Annotated in this window: 18 protein-coding genes; 10 read left to right on the top strand and 8 right to left on the bottom strand. The window is 65.0% G+C overall.

What is annotated here, in order from left to right; genetic code table 11:
* Nucleotides 1-27: 27 nt before the first annotated feature.
* Both IE100_RS10975 and ilvA read right to left on the bottom strand, forming a co-directional pair.
* On the bottom strand, nucleotides 28-678 hold the full coding sequence (locus IE100_RS10975; protein WP_189374137.1) for an HAD family hydrolase: 651 nt from the start codon (nucleotides 676-678) through the stop codon (nucleotides 28-30).
* Between the two features lie 72 nt (nucleotides 679-750).
* On the bottom strand, nucleotides 751-2,280 hold the full coding sequence (ilvA, locus tag IE100_RS10970; RefSeq protein ID WP_189374135.1) for a threonine ammonia-lyase, biosynthetic: 1,530 nt from the start codon (nucleotides 2,278-2,280) through the stop codon (nucleotides 751-753).
* A gap of 234 nt (nucleotides 2,281-2,514) precedes the next feature.
* Between ilvA and IE100_RS10965 the strand changes: the two genes are divergently transcribed.
* From IE100_RS10965 to lipA, 4 genes are all read left to right on the top strand, one after another.
* Nucleotides 2,515-3,657 (top strand): D-alanyl-D-alanine carboxypeptidase family protein, encoded by a 1,143-nt coding sequence (locus IE100_RS10965; RefSeq protein WP_189374133.1) that lies wholly within the window; start codon nucleotides 2,515-2,517, stop codon nucleotides 3,655-3,657.
* A 71-nt stretch (nucleotides 3,658-3,728) separates the two neighbouring features.
* Nucleotides 3,729-3,998: an HP0495 family protein gene (locus tag IE100_RS10960; RefSeq protein WP_189374132.1), complete on the top strand. Its 270-nt coding sequence runs from the start codon at nucleotides 3,729-3,731 to the stop codon at nucleotides 3,996-3,998.
* Between the two features lie 3 nt (nucleotides 3,999-4,001).
* Nucleotides 4,002-4,625, top strand: a complete 624-nt coding sequence (gene lipB / locus IE100_RS10955) for a lipoyl(octanoyl) transferase LipB (RefSeq protein WP_189374130.1) — start codon at nucleotides 4,002-4,004, stop codon at nucleotides 4,623-4,625.
* Complete coding sequence (lipA, locus tag IE100_RS10950; protein ID WP_189374129.1) at nucleotides 4,622-5,569, top strand: lipoyl synthase; 948 nt, start codon at nucleotides 4,622-4,624, stop codon at nucleotides 5,567-5,569. Before lipB ends, lipA begins: the two co-directional genes overlap by 4 nt.
* A gap of 460 nt (nucleotides 5,570-6,029) precedes the next feature.
* Here the strand turns inward: lipA and IE100_RS10945 are convergent, their stop codons facing one another.
* Nucleotides 6,030-6,623, bottom strand: coding sequence for a TIGR02466 family protein (locus IE100_RS10945; protein ID WP_189374127.1), 594 nt, complete (start codon nucleotides 6,621-6,623; stop codon nucleotides 6,030-6,032).
* Nucleotides 6,624-6,867: 244 nt separating this feature from the next.
* On the opposite strand from IE100_RS10945, the gene IE100_RS10940 reads away from it, so the two are divergent.
* The 4 genes from IE100_RS10940 (at nucleotide 6,868) to IE100_RS10925 (ending at nucleotide 13,310) form a co-directional block, all read left to right on the top strand.
* Complete coding sequence (locus tag IE100_RS10940) at nucleotides 6,868-8,829, top strand: autotransporter family protein (RefSeq protein ID WP_189374125.1); 1,962 nt, start codon at nucleotides 6,868-6,870, stop codon at nucleotides 8,827-8,829.
* Between the two features lie 65 nt (nucleotides 8,830-8,894).
* Nucleotides 8,895-10,715 (top strand): hypothetical protein, encoded by a 1,821-nt coding sequence (locus IE100_RS10935; RefSeq protein ID WP_189374123.1) that lies wholly within the window; start codon nucleotides 8,895-8,897, stop codon nucleotides 10,713-10,715.
* Nucleotides 10,712-12,451 carry a hypothetical protein gene (locus IE100_RS10930; protein WP_189374121.1) on the top strand — a complete coding sequence of 580 codons (1,740 nt, stop codon included), beginning with the start codon at nucleotides 10,712-10,714 and terminating at the stop codon, nucleotides 12,449-12,451. The genes IE100_RS10935 and IE100_RS10930 overlap by 4 nt, the downstream gene beginning before the upstream one ends.
* Nucleotides 12,444-13,310: an alpha/beta hydrolase gene (locus tag IE100_RS10925; RefSeq protein WP_229800342.1), complete on the top strand. Its 867-nt coding sequence runs from the start codon at nucleotides 12,444-12,446 to the stop codon at nucleotides 13,308-13,310. The genes IE100_RS10930 and IE100_RS10925 overlap by 8 nt, the downstream gene beginning before the upstream one ends.
* A 295-nt stretch (nucleotides 13,311-13,605) precedes the next feature.
* Here the strand turns inward: IE100_RS10925 and IE100_RS10920 are convergent, their stop codons facing one another.
* Nucleotides 13,606-14,106, bottom strand: coding sequence for a transporter substrate-binding domain-containing protein (locus IE100_RS10920; protein WP_229800341.1), 501 nt, complete (start codon nucleotides 14,104-14,106; stop codon nucleotides 13,606-13,608).
* Nucleotides 14,107-14,325: 219 nt separating this feature from the next.
* Here IE100_RS10920 and IE100_RS10915 point away from each other — a divergent pair, with 219 nt between their 5' ends.
* On the top strand, nucleotides 14,326-14,973 hold the full coding sequence (locus tag IE100_RS10915) for a hypothetical protein (protein WP_189374119.1): 648 nt from the start codon (nucleotides 14,326-14,328) through the stop codon (nucleotides 14,971-14,973).
* A gap of 42 nt (nucleotides 14,974-15,015) precedes the next feature.
* Here the strand turns inward: IE100_RS10915 and IE100_RS10910 are convergent, their stop codons facing one another.
* Both IE100_RS10910 and tyrS read right to left on the bottom strand, forming a co-directional pair.
* A complete protein-coding gene (locus tag IE100_RS10910) occupies nucleotides 15,016-17,535 on the bottom strand; it encodes an EAL domain-containing protein (protein ID WP_189374117.1) in 2,520 nt (839 codons plus the stop codon).
* Between the two features lie 264 nt (nucleotides 17,536-17,799).
* Nucleotides 17,800-19,074, bottom strand: coding sequence for a tyrosine--tRNA ligase (gene tyrS / locus IE100_RS10905; protein WP_189374115.1), 1,275 nt, complete (start codon nucleotides 19,072-19,074; stop codon nucleotides 17,800-17,802).
* A 197-nt stretch (nucleotides 19,075-19,271) separates the two neighbouring features.
* On the opposite strand from tyrS, the gene IE100_RS10900 reads away from it, so the two are divergent.
* The gene (locus IE100_RS10900; RefSeq protein ID WP_189374113.1) at nucleotides 19,272-19,952 is read left to right on the top strand and encodes a cytochrome b/b6 domain-containing protein; all 681 of its coding nucleotides are present in this window, start codon (nucleotides 19,272-19,274) and stop codon (nucleotides 19,950-19,952) included.
* A 68-nt stretch (nucleotides 19,953-20,020) separates the two neighbouring features.
* Here IE100_RS10900 and IE100_RS10895 read toward each other — a convergent pair whose 3' ends face one another.
* Both IE100_RS10895 and IE100_RS10890 read right to left on the bottom strand, forming a co-directional pair.
* On the bottom strand, nucleotides 20,021-20,449 hold the full coding sequence (locus IE100_RS10895; protein ID WP_229800340.1) for a c-type cytochrome: 429 nt from the start codon (nucleotides 20,447-20,449) through the stop codon (nucleotides 20,021-20,023).
* A gap of 93 nt (nucleotides 20,450-20,542) precedes the next feature.
* The gene (locus IE100_RS10890; RefSeq protein WP_189374111.1) at nucleotides 20,543-20,974 is read right to left on the bottom strand and encodes a c-type cytochrome; all 432 of its coding nucleotides are present in this window, start codon (nucleotides 20,972-20,974) and stop codon (nucleotides 20,543-20,545) included.
* Nucleotides 20,975-21,038: the final 64 nt, after the last annotated feature.

The raw sequence follows: 21,038 nt of genomic DNA, 5'->3' as shown, positions 1-21,038 counted from the left end.
GCAGGGCGTTGCGGCCAACCTTGCTGTTCAGGGTAGGTGGGACAGCAGCGCCAGCGGCTGGTCGATGGTGATGTCGGCCTGCCAGCTGTCGGTGTCGTCGCTGTCGGCGATGTAGCCCCAGTTGACCAGCACCGTTTTCATGCCGACCGCCCGGCCGGCCTGGATGTCACGCTCGGCGTCGCCGACGTAGAGGCAGTGCTCCGGCGCGATGTCGATCTGCTGCGCCGCGTGCAGCATCGGCGCCGGGTTCGGCTTGGCGACGCCGACGGTGTCGCCGCTGACCACCACCGCCGGTGGCACCGCGAACGGCAGCGCCGGCACCAGCCGGTCGGTGAAGCGCATCGGCTTGTTGGTGACGATGCCCCACTTCAGGCCGCGGGCGTCGATCTCGCGCAGCAGCGCGTTGATGTCGTCAAACAGCACCGTCTCGTCGGCAAAGCTGTGCTCGTACAGGTCCAGGAAGCGCAGGCGGTATTCCTCGAAGCGCGGGTGGCTCTTGTCGATGCCGAAGCCGAGGCTGACCAGGCCGCGCGCGCCGTGGCTGGCGATCGGGCGCACCGCGGCGTACGGCTGCGGCGGCAGGCCTTCTTCGGCCAGCAGGCGGTTGAGGGCGGCGCCCAGGTCGCGGGCGGTGTCGGCCAGGGTGCCGTCAAGGTCAAACAGTACGGCCTTGATCATGATTGCTGCAATCTCCGGTAATGGCTTGCGGCCAACCCTGGGGCAAGGTTGGCCGCAAGCGGGCGGGGCGGTTCAGCGGACGGTCTTGCCGAGGAACAGCTTGTACGCCGGGTTGTTGGTTTCTTCCACGCACGGGTAGCCGAGGCTGTCGAGGAATTGCTGGAACGCGGCATTGTCCTCGCTGGGCACCTGGATGCCGACCAGCACGCGGGCGTAGTCGGCGCCGTGGTTGCGGTAGTGGAACAGGCTGATGTTCCAGTTGGTGTGCATCGCCTCCAGGAAGCGCATCAGCGCGCCTGGGCGCTCCGGGAACTCGAAGCGGAACACGCGCTCGTCCTTCAGTTGCGGCGCGTGGCCGCCGACCAGGTGGCGGATGTGCAGCTTGGCCAGCTCGTTGTCGGTGAGGTCCAGCCCGTCCAGTTCGTTGCTCTGCAGGTCGGCCACGATGCGGCCAACGTCTTCCTTGCCGCTGATCTGCACGCCGACGAACACGTGGGCGATGCTCGGATCGGCAAAGCGATAGTTGAACTCGGTGATGTTACGGTTGCCGACCACGCTGCAGAACTTCTTGAAGCTGCCCGGCTTCTCCGGGATGGTGACCGCGATCACCGCCTCGCGCCGCTCGCCCAGCTCGGAGCGCTCCGACACGTGGCGCAGGCGGTCGAAGTTCATGTTGGCGCCGCAGTTGATGGCGACAAAGGTCTTACCGCTACAGCCTTCGCGCTCGATGTAGGTCTTGACCGCCGCCACCGCCAGCGCGCCGGCCGGTTCGGTGATGGAGCGGGTGTCCTCGAAGATGTCCTTGATCGCGGCGCAGATGGCGTCGGTATCGACCAGCATGATCTCGTCCAGCAGCTCGCGGCAGATGCGGAAGGTTTCCTCGCCCACCAGCTTCACCGCCACGCCGTCGGCGAACAGGCCGACGTCCTTCAGCTCGACACGGTGGCCGGCCTCGATCGACTGCCTCATGGCGTCGGAATCGACCGGCTGCACGCCGATGATCTTGATTTCCGGCTTCAGGCGCTTGATGTAGCTGGCCACGCCGGCGGCCAGACCGCCACCGCCGATGGCGACGAACACCGCGTCGATCGGGCCGGGGTGCTGGCGCAGGATTTCCATGCCGATGGTGCCCTGGCCGGCGATCACGTCCGGATCGTCGAACGGCGGGATGTAGGTCATGCCGTTTTCGGCCACCAGTTTCATGGTGTGCTGGTAGGCGTCGCTGAACGATTCGCCGGCCAGCACCACCTTGCCGCCGCGGCGGGTGACGCCGTCGATTTTCACCTGCGGGGTGGTGACCGGCATCACGATGGTGGCTTCACAGCCGATGCGCTGCGCCGACAGCGCCACGCCCTGCGCGTGGTTGCCGGCGCTGGCGGTAATTACGCCGCGGGCCAGCTGCTCCGGCGTCAGCTTGGACATCTTGTTGTAGGCGCCACGCAGCTTGAACGAGAACACCGGCTGCAAGTCTTCGCGCTTGAGCAGGATGGTGTTGCCGGTGCGGCGGCTGAGGTTGGCCGCCACGTCCAGCGGGCTCTCGATGGCCACGTCGTAGACGTTGGAAGTAAGAATGCGTTCTAGATAGTCCTTGGGATGCGGCATGGTGATCGGTGTCCGGATGATGTCTTTTTTTGTGAATCACCAGATTAACAGGAACCAAGTGCCAGCGAAAAGCGCCGTAAGGCAAAGATTGCTGCATTGCGGCGGCGGTCGGCGCGGCGCGCGGGCTTGTTTTGTAAAGAAAAACCTGCGCGGCGGCGCGAATGAAGCGCGGGCTTGGGTGTATAATCCCCGCCTGCTTTGCCTTGAACCCACCCTAATCGTGTTTTGCCTCTGATGAAAAAGATTACCTCTGCACTGCTTGTAGCCGCCCTGTCTCTCTCCACGCTGGCCCAGGCCAGCACCGCTTTTGTGCCGCCGGTTCCGGAAATCGCGGGCAAGGCGTATTTTCTGATGGACTATCAGAGTGGCCAGATCATCGCGGCCCGCGATCCGGACCTGCGTGTCGATCCTGCCTCGCTGACCAAGCTGATGACGGCCTATCTCACCTTCAAGGCGCTGAAGGAAAAACGCCTGACGCTGGAGCAGACGCTGACCGTGTCGCAGGTGGGCTGGAAGCAGGAAGGCTCGCGCATGTTCCTCGACCCGAAAGTGCCGGTGACGGTCGACAACCTGATCAAGGGCATGATCGTGCAGTCCGGCAACGACGCCTGCGTGACGCTGGCCGAGGCCATTGCCGGCTCCGAAGAGGTGTTCGCGCAGATGATGACCGCCGAGGCCAAGCGCCTGGGCATGAAGGCCAGCAACTTCAAGAATTCCACCGGCCTGCCGGACCCCGAGCACTTTACCTCGGTGCGCGACCTGGCGACGCTGTCGGCCGCGATCATCCGTGATTTCCCGCAGTACTATCCGACCTATTCGATCAAGTCGTTTACCTATAACAACATCACCCAGCCTAACCGCAACCTGCTGCTGTACCGCGATCCGAACGTGGACGGCATGAAGACCGGCCACACCGAAGCCGCCGGCTACAACCTGATCGCCTCCAGCCGCCGCGACGGTCGCCGCGTGCTGTCGGTGGTGGTCGGCACCGCCAGCCCGGAAGCGCGCGCGGTGGAAAGCTCGAAATTGCTCAACTACGGCTTGCAGTTTTTCGAAACGCCCAAATTGTATACTGCCGGACAAGCCGTCTCGACACTGCCGGTCTACAAGGGTGCCGCCTCGACGCTGGCCATCGGCTTTGACCGCGACGTGCACATCACCGTCGCCAAGGGCGCAACCAGCCGCCTGAAGGCGGAGATGAAGACGCTGCAGCCGGTGATCGCACCGATCAAGCAGGGCCAGGAAGTCGGCAAACTGACCGTGTCGCTGGACGGCAAGGTGCTGCTGGAGCGCCCGGTACAGGCCCTGAAGGCGGTGGAAGAGGGCGGCTTCTTCAGCCGCCTGTGGGACAGCATCAAGTTGTGGCTGGGCTGGTAAGCCGCCACGCAAGCTTGGCCGCAGCGGATCGCGGCCAAGCTTGAATCTCAGGAATAGTCGAGTACAGAGCAATGAGTGAAGAGCAGAAAGAGTTGATGGAGTTTCCGTGCCGCTTCCCGATCAAGGTGATGGGCGAGCAGCATCCGGACTTCCACCCCACCATTTTCGAAGTGGTGCGCGTGCACGCGCCGGATCTGGACATCACCGACATCGTGGCGCGTGACAGCTCCAGCGGCCGTTACGTGTCGCTGACCGTCACCGTGACCGCGGTCTCGCGCGAGCAGCTGGACGACATCTACCGCGCGCTGTCCAGCCACGCCCTCGTCAAGTTTGCGCTGTAAGTCATGAGCCGCCTCGTCAAACAGCTGGGTCTGGTCGACTACACGCCGACCTGGCAGGCCATGCAGGCCTTCACCGACAGCCGCACGCCGGCGACGCCGGACGAGCTGTGGTGCGTCGAGCACCCGCCGGTGTACACCCTGGGTCTGGCCGGCAAGCCGGAGCACCTGATCATGCCCAGCAGCATCGAGGTGGTGAAGTGCGATCGCGGCGGCCAGGTCACCTATCACGGCCCCGGCCAGCTGGTGGTCTACCTGCTGATCGACTTCAAGCGCATGGGCATCGGCGTGCGCGAGCTGGTGCGCCGCATCGAACAGGCGATCATCGACATGCTGGGCGAGCTGGGCATCGCCGCCTACGGCGACGTCAACGCGCCCGGCGTCTATGTCGCGGGCGAGAAGATCGCGTCGCTGGGCCTGCGCATCAAGAACGGTGCCGTCTACCACGGGCTGAGCCTGAACGTGGACATGGACCTGACGCCCTTCCTGTGGATCAACCCTTGCGGCTATGCCGGCCTCAAGGTCACGCAAATCAAAGAACAAGGCGTTGCGCTGACCGTTGCGCAAGCCGCCGAACGGCTGCTGCCGCAGCTGGAGCGACACCTGACGGTGATGAAGGAGACAGCATGAAACTGGAAAACCAGGTTGGCGTAAAACACAAGGGCGCTGACAAGACGGCACGCATTCCGATCAAGATCGTGCCGCTGGACGAAAAGCTCAAAAAGCCGGAGTGGATTCGCGCCAAGCTGCCGAACGGCCAGCGCTTCAACGAGATCAAGCAGATCCTGCGCGAGCAGAAGCTGCACACCGTCTGTGAAGAGGCGACCTGCCCGAACATCGGCGAGTGCTTCAGCAAGGGCACCGCCACCTTCATGATCATGGGCGACATCTGCACCCGCCGCTGCCCGTTCTGTGACGTCGGCCACGGCCGCCCGAACCCGCTGGACGCGCAGGAACCGATCCACCTCGCCGAAACCGTGGCCGCGCTCAAGCTGCGCTACGTGGTGATCACCTCGGTCGACCGCGACGATCTGCGCGACGGCGGTGCCCAGCACTTTGCCGATTGCATTACTGAGGTGCGCAAGCAGTCGCCGGGCACCCAGATCGAGGTGCTGGTGCCGGACTTCCGCGGCCGTCTCGACATCGCGCTGGACATCCTCAGCGCCACCGCGCCGGACGTGATGAACCACAACCTGGAAACCGCACCGCGCCTGTACAAGCAGGCCCGTCCCGGCTCCGACTACCAGCACTCGCTGACGCTGCTGAAGGAGTACAAGGCGCGCAATCCGGAAGTGCGCACCAAGTCCGGCATCATGGTCGGCCTCGGCGAAACCGATGAAGAAGTGTACGAAGTGATGGCCGACATGCGCGCCCACGATATCGACATGATCACCATCGGCCAGTACCTGCAGCCGACCGACGGCCACCTGCCGGTGCTGCGCTACGTGCACCCGGACGTGTTCAAGCAGTACGAAACCCGTGCCTACGAAATGGGCTTCAAGCACGCCGCCGTCGGCGCCATGGTGCGTTCCAGCTATCACGCTGACGTGCAGGCGCACGAGGCTGGCGTGTAAGGTGACACTTCCAACGCTTGAGTGTACTGAACAACGATAATTTGTACTCTACATTGCGACTGGCCGATACAGATCATTAATGCATCTTTAATAGTGTTTTTTGGGCGCTGGCTGTCAGGTTTTCTAAAAAGCCGACCTTTTGGTCGGCTTTTTATTTTGCATGAAGTGTTGCTACGCATGTGGAGCAACGCCAGGGCTGCTTGTGCGGATTTTCGTCGATACGAATCCTGCTAGGTAGCGCGGCGTGATTTTCGGACAGGCTCATGTACTGACGAGCAGGACAAGCCAGTCTTCGACGTTGGGCAAATATTGGTGCGGATTTCCGGTGGGCCCTGGCATTGGCGGATCCGATAACGCTTCATCAAGCGAGATGGCTATCTGCCGCAACAGGCTAGCCGCCAGCTTAAGTGAGAACCCATGTGGCCTTGGAGATACCGGAAACGATAATGTCGGCTGCGGCTCAAGGACCCAAGATGGCATTGATCGGAATGGAGATGCGCGACTCGCTGCCGGCATGGGCTTCGGTGCCATGTTCCAGCCAGTTGGGGAACACCAGTAGCTGGCCGGCTTCCGGGGCAATGGAAATCTCGCTGCCGGCGTTGGGGCGCAAGCTGCCTTGCCACGGTGACAGCAGCGCGCCGGGGCGCGGGTCGCGCAGCACGATGGGTCCGCTGCCGGCGGGGACCTTCAGGTAGTAACAGGCGCTGAGCAGGGCACCGGCGTGATTGTGAAAGGTGTTGTAGCCGCCGGCGTCATGCACATTGGCCCAGGCTTTCAGCTGATAGCGGTGCAGTGGCGGGCCCATTTCGTTGAAGATGAAATCGAAAACGCTCCGTACCGCCTGTGCCAGCGGCAGAAAATGGGGGGCGTCAAACAGTGTCTGTGCACTGTTCCAGCCCATGCGGTTGGAGCGTCCCTCCGCAACCGGATGCTGCTGCCGCCACGATTCGATCTGTGCCGTCCATTGCGGCACGTGTTCGTTCAGGGCTGACAGGCTGACCGACCAGACCCGGGTCGGAAACAGCTCCATGTGGGCAAGATTGAGTTGTTGCATCGAGGTATTTTTCAATGTTTGTTTATAAAATGTGCTGGATAACAGCAGTTTTGCTGTGAGGGCTGTGTGCCGACAGTTTGGGCAATTGGCGGCGTAACGCCTGTATTGACAGCCTTTTGCCCCCGATTTTCGGGTGCGAAAAACCACAGTCTGGATAATAAGGCGGCCGTTGCTATGACATTTTATTTTCAAGTTGTCCTTATGTAATCACAATGTCGCCACCCGTACCAGACTAGGAATCGCTATGCCTACCCCATTCTCCACCCGTCCTGCCTGCGGCCAACCTGCCAGCAAGCAAAAACCGCTGGTGCTGGCCACCGCCGCCGCCTTCTTCGCCTTGGCCGCCGGTTCGGCGCAGGCGACTCCTTGCACCACCTCCGTCACCACCGAGACGACTACGGCGGAGACGGTATGCAGCGACCTGACCGTTAGCTCTGCCGGTGCCATCGATGTGAGCGGCAATACGGCCGTTACCATCAGTACGGGCAACGAGTTTTCTACTTCCATTGACAACAGTGGCCGCATTACCGGTAGCACGGCGATCTACTTGCAGGATGATTCAAGCTCTCATGAGACCCAGATTTACAACCGCAGCAGCGGCGTGATTGTGGGGCAGAGCTATGCCGTGAACCGTGCCGGCGGCTTGGAAGCGCAGGACATCAGTATCTATAACCAGGGCCAGATCGCCGGCTCCATCGTCGCCACCGACCTGCTCAACTACAACGGCGGGGTGGTGACGCTCAAGAATGGCGCCGACAGGAATGACCTGCGTAACAGCGGTACTGCCGGCGGCGCACAGCTGAGCGGCACCTTCAGCCAGGAGTCCGGTGCCACGCTGCGGGTCGCCATCGTCTCCACCAGTGACGAGGGCAGCTACAGCTACCTGCAGGCGGCCAACGTTAACCTGAACGGCACGCTGGATGTGGACGTGAAGGCCAACAGCGGCCTGAGCCTGAGCTCGGGCCTCAGCTCCTTCGGCATCATCCACGCGACGAATACCTTCAACGGCACCTTCTCGCAGATCACCGACAACAGCGCGCTGTTCAACTTCGAACAGCGGGTGGTCTCCAACACCCTGTACATCGATGCCGTGCGCGCGCTGACGGTCGAGCAGGCGGCGCGTGACAACAGCAATACCCCGGGGCTGGGCGCGGCACAGGTGCTGGATTCGGGTGCCGCCGGTCTGCAAGAAGTGGTCGATGCGCTGGGCCAGCTGGCTACCGCGCAGGAAGTGTCCGACGCGGTGTCGCAGACCCTGCCGCTGCATACCGGTGCTTCCATCGCCGCGACGCAGGATGCGCTGGCCAGCGTCAACCAGATCGTGCAGGCCCGTATCGAAGGCAGTACCGGTCTGTCGGCCGGTGACCAGGCGTTCAGCGATCGCCATGTGTGGGTCAAACCGTTCGGCTCCTGGGCGGAGCAGGAAAACCGTGACGGCGTGGCCGGCTATGATGCGCGCACCCGTGGCCTGACGGTGGGGATCGACGGCGCCCTGTCGCCGCAGCTGCGCCTGGGTGGCGCGCTGGCCTATGCCAATATCGACATCGACGGCAAGTCCACGGTCGCGAAGCAGAGCAGCGAAGTGGATGTCTATCAGCTGGTCGGCTACGGCAGCTACAGTCTGGACGAGCGCACCAACCTGAATTTCCAGGTGGATATTGGCCAGGGCAACTCGCAGGGCGAACGCCGGATCGCGTTCACCCAGTCCACGGCCTCTTCCGACTATGACAGCTTCACCGCGCATGCCGGCCTGGGTATCGGCCGCAACTATGTGCTGGATGAGCGCACTAGCATCACACCATCGCTGCGTGCCGACTACACCTGGATCAAGGATCAGGCCTACAGCGAAACCGGTGCCGGCGCACTGAACCTGCAGGTGCAAAGCCGCAAGTCGGATGCGCTGGTACTGGCGCTGGAAGGCAAGCTGATCAGGGATCTTGGCAACGGCACCCAGCTGCAGGCCAACCTCGGCGTCGGTTACGATACGCTCAACGAGCGCTCGTCCATCGTGTCGGCCTTTGCCGGCGCGCCCAATGCGGCGTTTGTCACCTACGGAGCGGAACCCAGCCCGTGGCAGGTGCGTGGCGGTTTCGGCCTGACCCACAAAACTGCCAGCGGGATGGAAATCACCGGCCGTTACGATGCGCTGTACAAGAGCGACTTCCTGAACCAGACCGTGTCGGTCAAACTGCGCTGGATGTTCTAAGCCAGCCGCATGCATGACTGACCATGGCAGTGGCTCGCGCCACTGCCATTTTTTATGTTTTTTTCATGACCTACATTCTCAAGTTGCAGCCTGTCCGTTCGCCGGTTTACCGCTACGGGCTGTCCCAGCCGGTACAGGCTCTCCGCTTCCGCTCTGCGGCGCTGGCGCCAGACTCCGACTGGCTGGCGGCCGACCGCTGGCTGGCGGAGACATTCCGGCTGGCGGTTACGCCCGCTGCCATGGACCCCTTGTGGTCTGAGGACGAACAGCGCGTGGCGCAGTGGGCCTGGCGCGTGTTGCAGTTGGCCGCACAGCTGCAGCGGCTGGCGCGCATCCCGGTATTCACGCCGGGGGTGATCACGCGGCTGCTGCCGGTGGCGCCTGATGGCTGGGAGGTAGAGGCGGCGATTGCGCAAGTGACGTATTTCCCGGCGGCGGATGTCACACGCTGTTACGAAGCCGCCGCCATCGTGCTGAGCGGCTACCTCGCCAACCCCGGCCACTTTGCCGCCAGCGAAGTGTTGTACCGGCAATTAGAGGCGACCCTGATCGGGCCGTTGTGCCGGCACAATCCGACTGACGACACCACCTTGTCGCTGCTGGCCGCCGCCACTGCGGCCAAACTGCCGTGGCAGCATCTGGGGCAGGGCTGCTACCAGATCGGCTGGGGCTGTCATGCACGACGGCTGCAACAGGGCGGGCTGGAGACGGATTCGATGCTCGGCATCCAGGTCAGCGGCAACAAGGTGCTGACCCGGCGCTGGCTGGCCAGTGCCGGTATGCCGGTACCGGAGCAGCGGCTGGTGGCGACGGAGGCCGATGCGGCGCTGGCATGGCGCGACATGGCGGCACCGCTGGTGTTCAAGCCGGCAAGCGGCGAGGGCGGGCAGGGGGTGAGCGTCGGCGTGGCGAGCGAGGCTGACGCCCGCCAGGCCTTCCGGCTGGCGGCAACCGTGGCCGGCGAGGTGATTGTCGAACGTCAGGTCGCCGGCGATACCCATCACCTGCAGGTGGTGGATGGCGAACTGCTGTTCGTGATGCGCCGCCGGCCGGCGGCGCTGGTTGCCGATGGTCACCATGATCTCGCGCACTGTCTGGCTGCGGAGAATCGCCGGCGACAGGGGGAGATGCTGTGGTGGCGCCTGCCGCCGCTGCCGAAGGATCAGGCCGCAAGCGCTTGCCTCGCCCGGCAGGGCTATGGCTGGCACAGCATCCCGCCCGCCGGCACGGCGCTCTACCTGCGCGACATCCCCAGCAATATCGACGGTGCGCAGGACGAGGATGTGACCCGGCTGGTGCATCCGGACAACATCGCGCTGGCCTGCCGTGCCGCCCGCCGGCTGGGGCTGGCGATGGCCGGGGTGGATATCATTTCGCCTGACATCCGGCGGCCGTGGCATGAAAACGGCGCGGTGATCAACGAGGTCAATCATGCGCCGCAGCTGGGCGCCGGCACGTGGTACCGGCGCTATCTGACCTCCATGTTGCGGCAGCTGTGGCCTGCTGGCGGCCGCATCCCGGTCGAGGTTTATATCGGCGCCGCGGCCGCGCTGGCAGCGGCACGCCAGCGGCAGGCAGCGTGGACGGCACAGGGCGTCAGCTGCTTTATCTGTTGCGATGACTTCTGTCTCGATGCGCACGGCCAGCCACTGGCGATGACGGGAGACGCAGCTCACCGGCTGCAGGCGCTGCTGCTGGAGCGGCGGGTGCAGGCCGTGCTGCTGGTGAGCAATGGCCACTGGCTGGCAGCCGGGCTGCCGCTCGACCGCATTTCGCGGCTGGAGGTGGTGGCCGAGGCTCCGTGCGGCCAGCCGCCGGCGGAGGCCGGGTATTGGCTGGCGCTGCTGCAAGCGTACCTGCCACCCGCAAAAGAGGCGCAGCGATGACGACCTTGCCTTCCCTTGCTGACAGTACGCTCCGGCAACCACAACAGGTGTTGAGCATCCGCCTCGGCCCGCTGCCGGCCGACATGAGTTGGCCTTTACTCGATGCCTGGCTGCATGCCTGGCTGGAGTCGCCGTTGGTCGAGCCCGCGCGGCCGGACACACCGCACGACCCGGTCGAGGCGCAGCTGCAGCGTCTTGCCTGGCGCATTGCCGTCGCCACGCCGGCGCTGTTGCGCGGCTGCGGCATACCGCTGCTGGCCGACGGCAAGGTGCTGGCCATGGTGCCACCGCAGGATGCGGCAGCACCATGGCAGTGCGACATCGCCTTTGCACAACTGGATGGCGTAGCGGCCACGCTGCTGCTGCAGGCCTGTGATTGCTGTGTCCGCTGGCTGCAGGCGGTGGCATGGCAGGCGGCGGGCAGTGATCCGCTGTCCGCGTTTTTCCAGTCGCTGGCGCAGGACATCCTGCCGCGGCTTCTGCCGCACGCCATCGCCGCGCCGTCGAGCATGGCTCTGCTGCAGGCTGCGGCCAACCTTGGCATCCCGTGGCGGCACGAGGGCAACGGCGTGTTCCAGCTGGGCTGGGGCGTGCATCTGCGGCACGCCTTCACCAGCCGGCTGGATAGCGACTCCTCGATCGGCATCCGCGCGGCTGGCAACAAGCAGCTGGCCGCGCAGTGGTTGCGGCAGGCGGGGCTGCCCACGGCGGTGCAGCGGCTGGTCGGCAATGGCGAACAGGCCAGCGCCGCGGCGCAGGAGCTGGGCTGGCCGCTGGTGGTGAAACCGCTGGCGCGCGATCGTGGCGAAGGGGTCAGCACCGGGATCGGCAACCACTCGCAGCTGCAACTGGCGCTGGACAAGGCTGCGCATTATGGCTGGCCGCTGCTGCTGGAGCAGCAGGCCCCCGGCGTCTGCCATCGCATTCTGGTGGTCGGCGGCCGGGTGATGTATGTGGTCAAGCGCCTGCCGGTGGCGGTGCAAGGCGATGGCGTGCGCAGCATCCAGGCGCTGATCGACGCGGCCAACTCGCAGCAGCTGGCCCTGCCGCCGTGGCGGCGCGCGCCGCCGTTGCGGGCCGACGACGACACCCGTGCCTGCCTGCGCGAGGCGGGATTGCAGCTGGCGTCGGTGCCGGCGGCGGGGGCGTGGATAGCCTTGCGCGCGATCGAATCGTCGGCCGATGGAGGCCGCGACGAAGACATGCTGGCTGCCGCCCACCCGGGTAATCTGGCGCTGGCGCTGCGTGCGGCGGCGCTGTTTGGTCTGGAGGTGGCCGGCATCGACATGATCACGCCTGATATCGGCCAGCCCTGGCATGTGAACGGTGCGATCATCAACGAGGTCAATGCCGCGCCGGCGCTGGGTGCCAGCCAGAGTTCGCGCGACGCGATGCCGCTGCTGATGCAGCAGCTGTTCCCGACAGGAGGGCGTATCCCGGTCGAACTGTTCGTCGGCGGCGCCATGGCCGAGGCGGCGGCACGGCAGCGCCGCGACGAGCTGCAGCGTGCCGGGGTGGCGTGCTACTTCACCACCGCGCAGCACAGCGAGGACACCACCGGACAGCGCCATCCGCTGGCATGCAGCAGCCTGTACCAGCGCTGCCTGGTACTCTTGAACGACCGCAGCGTTGGCGCGCTGACAATCGCCATCACGCCGGCACAGTGGCGACAGGAAGAGCTGCCGCTGGATCGGGTGGCGCGGGTGCAGCAGTGTGGGGATGCTGAACATGAATAGACGGCGAAAGACTTTACTCCGGCTGGCTGGCGGTGGCCTGCTGCTGGGGCTGCTGGCAGGCTGCGTGCATATTCCGGATGCGGCAGAGCGTAACGGCCAGGCGCTGCAACTGGCGGCGGCCCGTGGCTGGCAGCCGCTCAGCCTGCGTACCGGCAGCTTTAGCCTGCGGGCCTATCTGCCGGCCAGTGTTCCCGCTACCGGTACGCTGACGGTGTATCTGGAGGGCGACGGTCTGGCGTGGTTATCGGCGGATACGCCATCGCTGGATCCGACGCCGCTTACGCCACTCTCGCTGCTGCTGGCGCTGCAGGATCCGGAACCGGCGGCGTATCTGGCGCGGCCATGCCAGTACGAAGGGGTCGGTAGCGAGCTTTGTGCACAAAAATACTGGACCAGTCACCGCTTTGCGCCGGAAGTGGTGCAGGCGAGTAATCAGGCGCTCGATCAACTCAAGCAGCGCTTTCAGGCGCAGCGGCTGGTTCTGATCGGCTATTCCGGTGGCGGGACGCTGGCCAGCCTGCTGGCCGCGCGGCGCCAGGACGTGGCCGGGCTGATTACCCTTGCGGCCAACCTTGATCACCAGGCGTGGACCGCGGCCAAGCATCTGTCGCCGCTGGCGGGCTCGCTCAACCCGGCCGATAGCTGGCAACGTCTGCAGCATGTGCCGCAGCGCCACTATGTCGGTGCCGCCGACCGGCAGGTCGGGAGCGGGCCGGTGCTGTCCTACGCCGCGCATTTCCCGGGGACAAAACGGCCGGAGGTGGTGCTGGTTCCGGGATTTGACCACTACTGCTGCTGGCAGCAGCGGTGGCCGGCGCTGAAACAGGAGGCGCTGTCCTCCTGGCCGGTTTCGCCGTAGACGCCGGCGTTCGCGACTTGCTGCCGCGTCCGGGGTGCCCGGGCGCGCCGCTGCTTGGCCGCGACAAACTGATTTCAATTAGGCGGCCAGTGGTTGCGGCCCTTGTGTGTTTTGACGCATTTTTGTTGCGGCATGGCGCCGATTTTGCCGCTTTCATTCCGCTTGGCCGGCGTGCTGACGACGGCAAGCAAGGCTGTGCGGTGTCGGCGGGCGGCAAAACAAAACCCGCACCGATGCGGTGCGGTTTGCGGGGCCCGGGCGCGGCGCTGGCGTGCCGGCGACTACGGGGTGGCGCTTACTTGAACGGGTTGATGTCGTTGCTGAAGTATTTGCCCTGAATCTTCTTGTAGGTACCGTCGGCCAGGATCTTCTTCAGCGCCACGTTGATCTTGGCCAGCAGCTCCTTGTTGCCCTTTTGTACCGCGATGCCGCAACCCTGATAGTACTTCGGGTCGTTGAAGATGGGGCCGACAAAGGCGTAGCCCTTGCCCTTCGCGGTTTTCAGGAAGTCTTCCTCACCCACGGTCGATTCCAGGAACACGGCATCCAGCCGCTGGCTGCTCAGGTCGAGGAAGGCATCGGTGATCTTGCCGTAGATCTTGATGCTGGCGCCTTTCGGCTTCATCTTGTCGCTGCCTTCCTGCTCTTGTACCGCGCTGCGCAGCACGCCGATGTTCTTGCCCTTGTACCAGGCGTCGTTGATCTGGGTGCCGGCCTTGGCCAGCAAGCGGCCGGGGACGTTGAAGTACCTGTCGCTGAAATCGACCACCTTGGCGCGATCGGCGGTAATGCTCATCTAGGCGATGGCCACTTCGAATTTTTTCGCCTGCAACGCCGGAATGATGCCGTCGAAGTCCATTGCCTAGTCGCGATGAGTGATGTAAAACGGCTGGTAAAATCGGCTTCAAGTACAATCAAGCATTGGAAGCCACATAAGGTTGGCCGCAACCCTCCGACAACGGCGCCAGTGGGCGCCGTTGTTGTTTTCGATTCCGCAATACAAGGACACCATCGCATGAACCATGACGCCCAGCCCGCTGCCGTCAGTAACGAACAATGGCGTCACGCCAAGGCGCTGCAACAGCAGCTGGATGCGCTGCTGGGCGAGGCGTTCGGCGCGGCCAAGCTGTGCTACAAGCTGGGCAGTGTCGAGGAAAGCGTGCAGCAAGTGCCGGCGCTGGGACGGGTGGCGCTGGCCAGCAGCCTGCCGCTGATCGTGCGCAACAAGAAAAAGAAGGAATTCATCGGCGGCTGGCTCAACTACCAGATCAGCCTTGCCGGCGACGGCGTGCCGCTGCGGCAGGATGGCACGCTGGCGGGCGCGGTGCTGCACGTGGCGCACTGGGCCTGCGAGTTTGCCTTCGAGTACGACGCCTTTGTCGGCTTCCCGGCCAGCGCGTGGCAGCCGTGGGAAAACCGCGGCAACCGCCTGCTGTGGTGGGAAGAGAGCGAATCCCACTTCGGCGCGGAGTGGACCTATACGCTGCAGCTGTCGGCGCTGGACGGCAGCGAGGCCTTGCTGGCGGCGGTGGTGCGGCCGGCGCTGGCGCTGCTGCAGGGCAAGCCGCTGGACGAGGCGCTACCGGCCGGTGTGCCGGGCTTGCTGCGCTATCACGATGTTGAGATCGACGGCGAGCGGGAACTGCGCGTCAGCCTGGGCTGATGCGGCCAACCTTGGGCGTCCGCCCGCCAGCCTGGCCGCCGCTCAGGCGGGCGGGGTCTCGGCACCGGCATTCCTGCCGGCAGCGGGTGCTGCCGGGGCGGCATCGTTCCGGGCCTGGCCTGGTGTCGCGCAGGCACGGCGGAAGTCGTGCCGCAGCTCGCAGTCGCAGTTGAACGGCTGCGGCCTGGCTACGGCGTAGCCCTGCGCGTAGTCGACGCCGATCTCGGCCAGCGCCTGCAGGATGGCCGGTGTTTCCACGAATTCGGCAATGGTGCGTTTGCCCATCACGTGGCCGATGTGGTTGATGGCCTCGACCATGGCGCGGTCGATTGGGTCGTCGAGCATGTCCTTGACGAAGCCGCCGTCGATCTTCAGGTAGTCCACCGGCAGGTGCTTCAGGTAGGTGAACGAGGACATGCCGGCGCCGAAGTCATCCAGCGAGAAGCGGCAGCCCAGGCTCTGCAGCTCGGTGATGAAGTGGATGGCGCTGGCGAGGTTGGCGATGGCGCTGGTCTCGGTGATCTCGAAGCAGATCATGCGCGGCGGAATCGCGTGCAGGCGGAACTGCTCGCGCAGGAAGTCCAGGAACGCCTGGTCGCCGATGGTGGTGCCGGACAGGTTGATGGCGCAGGTGCCGATCGGCGTCACCTTGCGGCAGCGTAGCCGCGCGGCGAGGGTGGTGAACGCGTGCTGCACCACCCAGCGGTCGATCAGCGGCATCAGGCCGTAGCGCTCTGCCGCCGGGATGAAACTGATCGGCGGCACCAGGCGGCCGACCTCGTCGTGCAGGCGCAGCAGCAACTCGACATGGCTGCCGCCGTCGCTGTGGTCGCCCAGCGGCGCGATCTCCTGCGCGTACAGGCACAGCCGCTGTTCTTCCAGCGCCAGGTGGATGCGCTGCACCCAGGCCATTTCGCCGAAGCGCAGCGACAGTTCCGAATCGTCCGGATGGTAGAGCTGCACCCGGTTGCGTCCCTTTTCCTTGGCCATGTAGCAGGCGACGTCGGCGGCGCGCAGCGCCTCGGCCAGCGTGGTGCGCGCACCGGCGATATGCACCAAGCCGATGCTGACGCTGACGTTGAACGGACGACCGCCCCATCCGAAGTGCAGGTCCTGCACCGTCTGGCGCAGGCTTTCGGCAATCTGCAGCGCGGCGTCGACCGGGCAGTGCTGCAGCAGGATACCGAACTCGTCGCCGCCGAGGCGGGCGAGGGTATCGCTGTCGCGCAGCCGCTGCAGCAGCCGCCGGCAGATCTGGCGCAGCAGCTCGTCGCCGGCGGCGTGGCCACAGGTGTCGTTGACCACCTTGAACTGGTCGAGGTCGAGGAACATCAGCGCGTGCTGCTGCGGGCCGTCGTGCTGGCGGTCGAGATCGGCCAGCGCCTGTTCCAGCCGGTATTCGAACTCGCGGCGGTTGGCCAGTCCGGTCAGCGCGTCGTGCGAGGCCTGCCACGACAGGTTGGCGATGTACTGCCGCTCCTGCGTCATGTCGTGCAGCACCAGCACCGCCCCGCTGATGCGCCCGGCGCTGTGGATCGGCGCCGCCACCAGTGCCACCGACACCGCGCTGCCGTCCAGGCGTACCAGCAGCTGGGTGCTGCTGCCGTGGCCGAGGTCGCCGGCCAGGATCTGTTCGAGCAGCACCAGCCCTTCCTGCTGGGTGTCCTCGTCGACGAGGCGGAACAGCGAGCCCAGCGGCAGCCCCTCTGCCTGCGCCACCGTCCACGCGGTCAGCTGCTCCGCCGCCGGGTTCATGTAGGCGGTCAGGCCGTCGGCGTCGGTGGTGATCACCGCGTCGCCGATGGAGGCGAGGGTGACCTGCGCGCGCTCCTTCTCCGCCTGCAGTGCGCGTTCGAAGGACTGGCGCTGGCCCAGCAGCTTGTGGGTGCGCAGCAGCACCAGCAGGATCAGCAGCGCGGCGCTGGCGAGGTTGGCGGCCAGCAGCAAGCGCTGGATGAGGCGCGAGCCTTCGCCGAGGGTGTCGGAAAAGGCTTTCTCCACCGGGGTGAGACGGTCGTTGATGGCGTAGATTTCCGCCTTCCAGTCGGCGATGTCGCGCGCGCTGGCCACGCCGCCCCTGATCTGGAAGTGCATCTGCTCTGCCAGTTCGGTCAGCACCTGCACGTTGCGGTCGCCGAACTCCCAGTGCGCGATCGCCTGCTGCAGGTGGCTGAACTGGCGGAAGTTCTGGTACAGCCAGATCAGGCCGGCAATGTCCTGCGGGTGGTTGCCGCCCTGCAGGAAACCGGCGCGGGCCAGCGCCAGGTCCGGCACCGGCTGTTCCAGTGCCATGCGGGCGGTGCGGTCGCCGAGCGGGATGGCGATGGCGGTCTGGTACTGGTGGAAGTGGCGTTCGTCGTGGCTGTCGGCGTACAGGCTGAGATAGTAGATGGCGTCTTTTTGTCCTTTGGACCACAGGCTCTCGCCGCTGACGTAGGCGCGCACCGCGGACTGGATTTCCAGGCTGACCCCGCCCAGGGCCGCCAGCAGCAGGGCAACGGCAATGAACGGCCAGACCAGGCCGGGCAGCTGCGTGGTATTGCGATTGCGGTGTTGTGTCATGCCCTTGCTCACCCCGGCAAATGGCGGGCAGCGTTGCCGCTGTCCGCGGTGGTTCAGGTCAGGCCTTGTCGCTGCGGTGTTGGTGCTGCGCGGGCCGGCGGTGCCGGCGCGGCAACCATTGTTTTGCTAATGTCATCCCGGATCATAGATAGCCTTGCTTGCGCTGAATAGTGAATTTTTCTGCGCCGGTGGCAGAAATGAAAACAGCCATGCAAAGGCATGGCTGTCGGCGGCAGGCTGGCGGCCAACGTTGGCCGCAACGGTTTATTGCCAGCAGAGCAGGGTGTGGTGTTTCTTGCCGCGCTTGAGCAGGCTGTAGCGGCCGAACAGGCGCTCGCCGTCGCCGATCTGGTGTTCGAGGCTGTCGATCTTGTTGCCGTTGACGCTGACGGCGCCGCTCTGGATGAAGGTGCGGGCCTCGGACTTGGACTTGGCCAGGCCGCCAGCCACCAGCGCGTCAATCAGGCCGCTGCTGTCGCGCGGCAGCTGGACGCTGGGCATGCCGTCCTGCGCCAGCTGCGCGAGGTCGGATGCGGTCAGGTCGGTCACGCTGCCGGAGAACAGGCTGGCGCTGATGCGCTGCGCGGCTTCCACCGCCGCCTGGCCGTGCACCAGCGCGGTCACCTGTTCCGCCAGGATGCGCTGTGCCTGCGGCTTGCTGCCGCTGGCCTTGTCCTGTTCCTCGATGGCGGCGATCTCGGCCACCGACAGGAAGGAGAAGTAGCGCAGGAACTTGTACACGTCGGCGTCGGCGGTATTGAGCCAGAACTGGTAGAACGCGTACGGGCTGGTCTTGCTCGCGTCCAGCCAGATCGCACCGCCTTCGGTCTTGCCGAACTTGGTGCCGTCGGCCTTGGTCACCAGCGGCAGGGTCAGGCCGAACACGTGTTGCTGGTTGATGCGGCGGGTGAGGTCGGTGCCGGCGGTGATGTTGCCCCACTGGTCGGAGCCGCCGATCTGCAGCTTGCAGCCGTGGCGGCGGTTCAGCTCGGTGAAGTCGTAGCCCTGCAGCAGGCTGTAGCTGAACTCGGTGTAGCTGATGCCCTGGTCTTCGCGGCTGATGCGCTGCTGCACCGATTCCTTCTTGATCATCTGGTTGACCGAGAAGTGCTTGCCGATGTCGCGCAGGAACTCCAGCGCGCCCATGCCGCCAAACCAGTCGTAGTTGTTGGCCATGATGGCGGCGTTGTCGCCTTCGAAGCTCAGGAACGGCGACACCTGGCCGCGGATCTTGTCGACCCAGCCGGCGATCACGTCCGGGGTGTTCAGCTTGCGCTCGGTGGCCTTGAAGCTCGGGTCGCCGATCATGCCGGTAGCGCCGCCGACGAGGGCGATCGGGCGGTGGCCGGCCTGCTGGAAGCGGCGCAGTACCAGTACCGGTACCAGATGGCCGAGGTGGAGGCTGTCGGCGGTCGGGTCGAAGCCGCAATACAAGGTCACACTTTCCTTAGCCAGCAGTTCGTCGAGTGCCGCCGCGTCGGTTTGCTGGGCGATCAGGCCGCGAGCTTGCAGTTCCTGGATAAGGCTGGATTGGTGCATGTATTTCTTCTCCACATGAGCAGGACGCGGGCCGTGGGCCGCGCGTTGACGATTGCGCCTGTTGGCGTTGCAACAAAAGATGGCGATTTTAACCGAAAATGACGCTTCGTAACGTGCGCTCTGGCGGTGAACCGGCTTCGGGTGCACAAGGCCGGGCTTCGCCACCGGCCGCCCAAACAGGAAAGGATGCAGCAAACATGAGCAGGATGATCAAGGTGTGGGATGCGCCGACGCGGCTGTTTCACTGGACGATGGTGCCGGTGTTTGCCGGGCTGTGGTTTACCGCCGAGCAGGGCGGCGACTGGATGGAGTGGCATCTGCGCCTTGGCATGCTGATGCTGGTGCTGGTGCTGTTCCGCGTGCTGTGGGGGCTGTGTGGCAGCCAGACGGCGCGCTTCAGCGATTTTCTTGCCGGGCCGGCACGCATCCGCGCCTATCTGGCCGGGCAGCTGCCGGTGACGGCGCAGCCGGGGCACAACCCGCTGGGCGGCTGGATGGTGCTGGCGCTGCTGCTGGCGCTGTTGCTGCAGGCCGGGCTGGGGCTGTTTGCCGCCGACGTCAACAGCTACCTCTATGACGGCCCGCTGAAGGCATTGCTGGGCAATGACGAGCTGGCCGAACAGGTCACCGGCTGGCACAAGGACTGGTTCGACGTACTGCTGTTGCTGGCGGCGGTGCACGTGCTGGCGGTGGTGTTCTACAAGGTTGGCCGCAACACCGATCTGGTGCGCCCGATGTTCAGCGGAGTGAAGGCGCTGCCGGATGAGGCCGCGCCCTTGCGCTTTGCGTCGCCGTGGCTGGCGCTGGTATTGCTGCTGCTGGTGGCGCTGCTGGTGTTCGGTGGTGTGCCGTGGCTGGCGGCCAGCGTGGCCGCCTGAGCCGTCTTGCGGAAATGAAAACCGCCAGCCGGATATGGATTCGGCTGGCGGTTCTTGTTTCCGGCGGCTTAGCGCATCGGGCCGCGGAAGCTGTCGTGACAGGCCTTGCAGCTGGCGGCCACGGCGCCGTAGTCGCGACGGATGGCGGCGAGGTCGTCGCCGCGCGCGGATTTCTGCAGCTGGCCAACCGCGAGCAGGAACTTGTCCTGTTCCGCCTTCCATTTGGCCGGTTCGCTCCAGATCGCCGGCTTGGCGCGGCTGACGTCGTCGATGGTGCCCGGCTTGAACTGGCCGAACGGCGCCGCGGCGACGGTCTTCAGTGCGTCGGCGTGCTGGATGAACGCATCCTTGCGATAGCCGCTGCCGCGCAGCATCACGCCCATCGGTTCGAAGCTGCGCAGTACCTGTTTGAAGGCTTTCTGGCGGTCTTCGCCGGGGCCGGCCTGACTAGTGGTGGCAAGGAGGGCGAGGGTGGCAAGCAGGAGGATTTTTTTCATGATCTTGATGCGGGTGGGAGACGGACTTTAGGATGCCGCGCGCCAGAAAAGTTCAGCCCCGCCCGGGGCTGAACACGACGGCAATGGCCGGACTCAATCGTTGCGGAAGTTGTCGTGACAGGCCTTGCAGGTCTTCTGGGTGGCGCCGAACTGGGCCTTGATCGCGGCGAGGTCGCCGCCGGCGGCGGTCTGCTTCAGCTTGGCGGTCTCGGTCTTGTGCCTGTCGATGGCGGCTTTCCAGTCTTGCGGCTTGCTCCAGATCTCGGCGCGGGCGCCGGTCTTGCCCTGGTCGCTGCCGGCCGGGAAGTGCTGCCACGGCTGCTGCGCCAGCGCGTCCAGGTGCGCGGCCAGCTTGGCGAATTCATCCTTGCTGTACGGCGTCTCACCCTTCACGGTCTTGGCCATGGTGCCGACGGTTTGCTTGTACTGCTTGAAGATTTCCTGACGCTGGGTCACCGGGTCGGCGGCAAACGCCGGGCTCAGCAGCACGGTACAGGACAACACGGTGAGCAGTAGCTGTTTCATCTGCAGGCTCCTTGCGGATTGGGGTGGGCAATCGAGGCCGACAGCTTAGCACACCGCATTGCAG

The organism is Vogesella alkaliphila (assembly GCF_014652475.1).
Taxonomy (GTDB): Bacteria; Pseudomonadota; Gammaproteobacteria; order Burkholderiales; family Chromobacteriaceae; genus Vogesella; species Vogesella alkaliphila.
This window is presented reverse-complemented; position numbering and strand designations above follow the sequence as displayed.

Bases quoted from the DNA above. Each gene is read 5' to 3' on its own strand.
- IE100_RS10975 (WP_189374137.1), bottom strand. From the start codon at position 678: ATGATCAAGGCCGTACTGTTTGACCTTGACGGCACCCTGGCCGACACC.
- ilvA (WP_189374135.1), bottom strand. From the start codon at position 2,280: ATGCCGCATCCCAAGGACTATCTAGAACGCATTCTTACTTCCAACGTC.
- IE100_RS10965 (WP_189374133.1), top strand. From the start codon at position 2,515: ATGAAAAAGATTACCTCTGCACTGCTTGTAGCCGCCCTGTCTCTCTCC.
- IE100_RS10960 (WP_189374132.1), top strand. From the start codon at position 3,729: ATGAGTGAAGAGCAGAAAGAGTTGATGGAGTTTCCGTGCCGCTTCCCG.
- lipB (WP_189374130.1), top strand. From the start codon at position 4,002: ATGAGCCGCCTCGTCAAACAGCTGGGTCTGGTCGACTACACGCCGACC.
- lipA (WP_189374129.1), top strand. From the start codon at position 4,622: ATGAAACTGGAAAACCAGGTTGGCGTAAAACACAAGGGCGCTGACAAG.
- IE100_RS10945 (WP_189374127.1), bottom strand. From the start codon at position 6,623: ATGCAACAACTCAATCTTGCCCACATGGAGCTGTTTCCGACCCGGGTC.
- IE100_RS10940 (WP_189374125.1), top strand. From the start codon at position 6,868: ATGCCTACCCCATTCTCCACCCGTCCTGCCTGCGGCCAACCTGCCAGC.
- IE100_RS10935 (WP_189374123.1), top strand. From the start codon at position 8,895: ATGACCTACATTCTCAAGTTGCAGCCTGTCCGTTCGCCGGTTTACCGC.
- IE100_RS10930 (WP_189374121.1), top strand. From the start codon at position 10,712: ATGACGACCTTGCCTTCCCTTGCTGACAGTACGCTCCGGCAACCACAA.
- IE100_RS10925 (WP_229800342.1), top strand. From the start codon at position 12,444: ATGAATAGACGGCGAAAGACTTTACTCCGGCTGGCTGGCGGTGGCCTG.
- IE100_RS10920 (WP_229800341.1), bottom strand. From the start codon at position 14,106: ATGAGCATTACCGCCGATCGCGCCAAGGTGGTCGATTTCAGCGACAGG.
- IE100_RS10915 (WP_189374119.1), top strand. From the start codon at position 14,326: ATGAACCATGACGCCCAGCCCGCTGCCGTCAGTAACGAACAATGGCGT.
- IE100_RS10910 (WP_189374117.1), bottom strand. From the start codon at position 17,535: ATGACACAACACCGCAATCGCAATACCACGCAGCTGCCCGGCCTGGTC.
- tyrS (WP_189374115.1), bottom strand. From the start codon at position 19,074: ATGCACCAATCCAGCCTTATCCAGGAACTGCAAGCTCGCGGCCTGATC.
- IE100_RS10900 (WP_189374113.1), top strand. From the start codon at position 19,272: ATGAGCAGGATGATCAAGGTGTGGGATGCGCCGACGCGGCTGTTTCAC.
- IE100_RS10895 (WP_229800340.1), bottom strand. From the start codon at position 20,449: ATGAAAAAAATCCTCCTGCTTGCCACCCTCGCCCTCCTTGCCACCACT.
- IE100_RS10890 (WP_189374111.1), bottom strand. From the start codon at position 20,974: ATGAAACAGCTACTGCTCACCGTGTTGTCCTGTACCGTGCTGCTGAGC.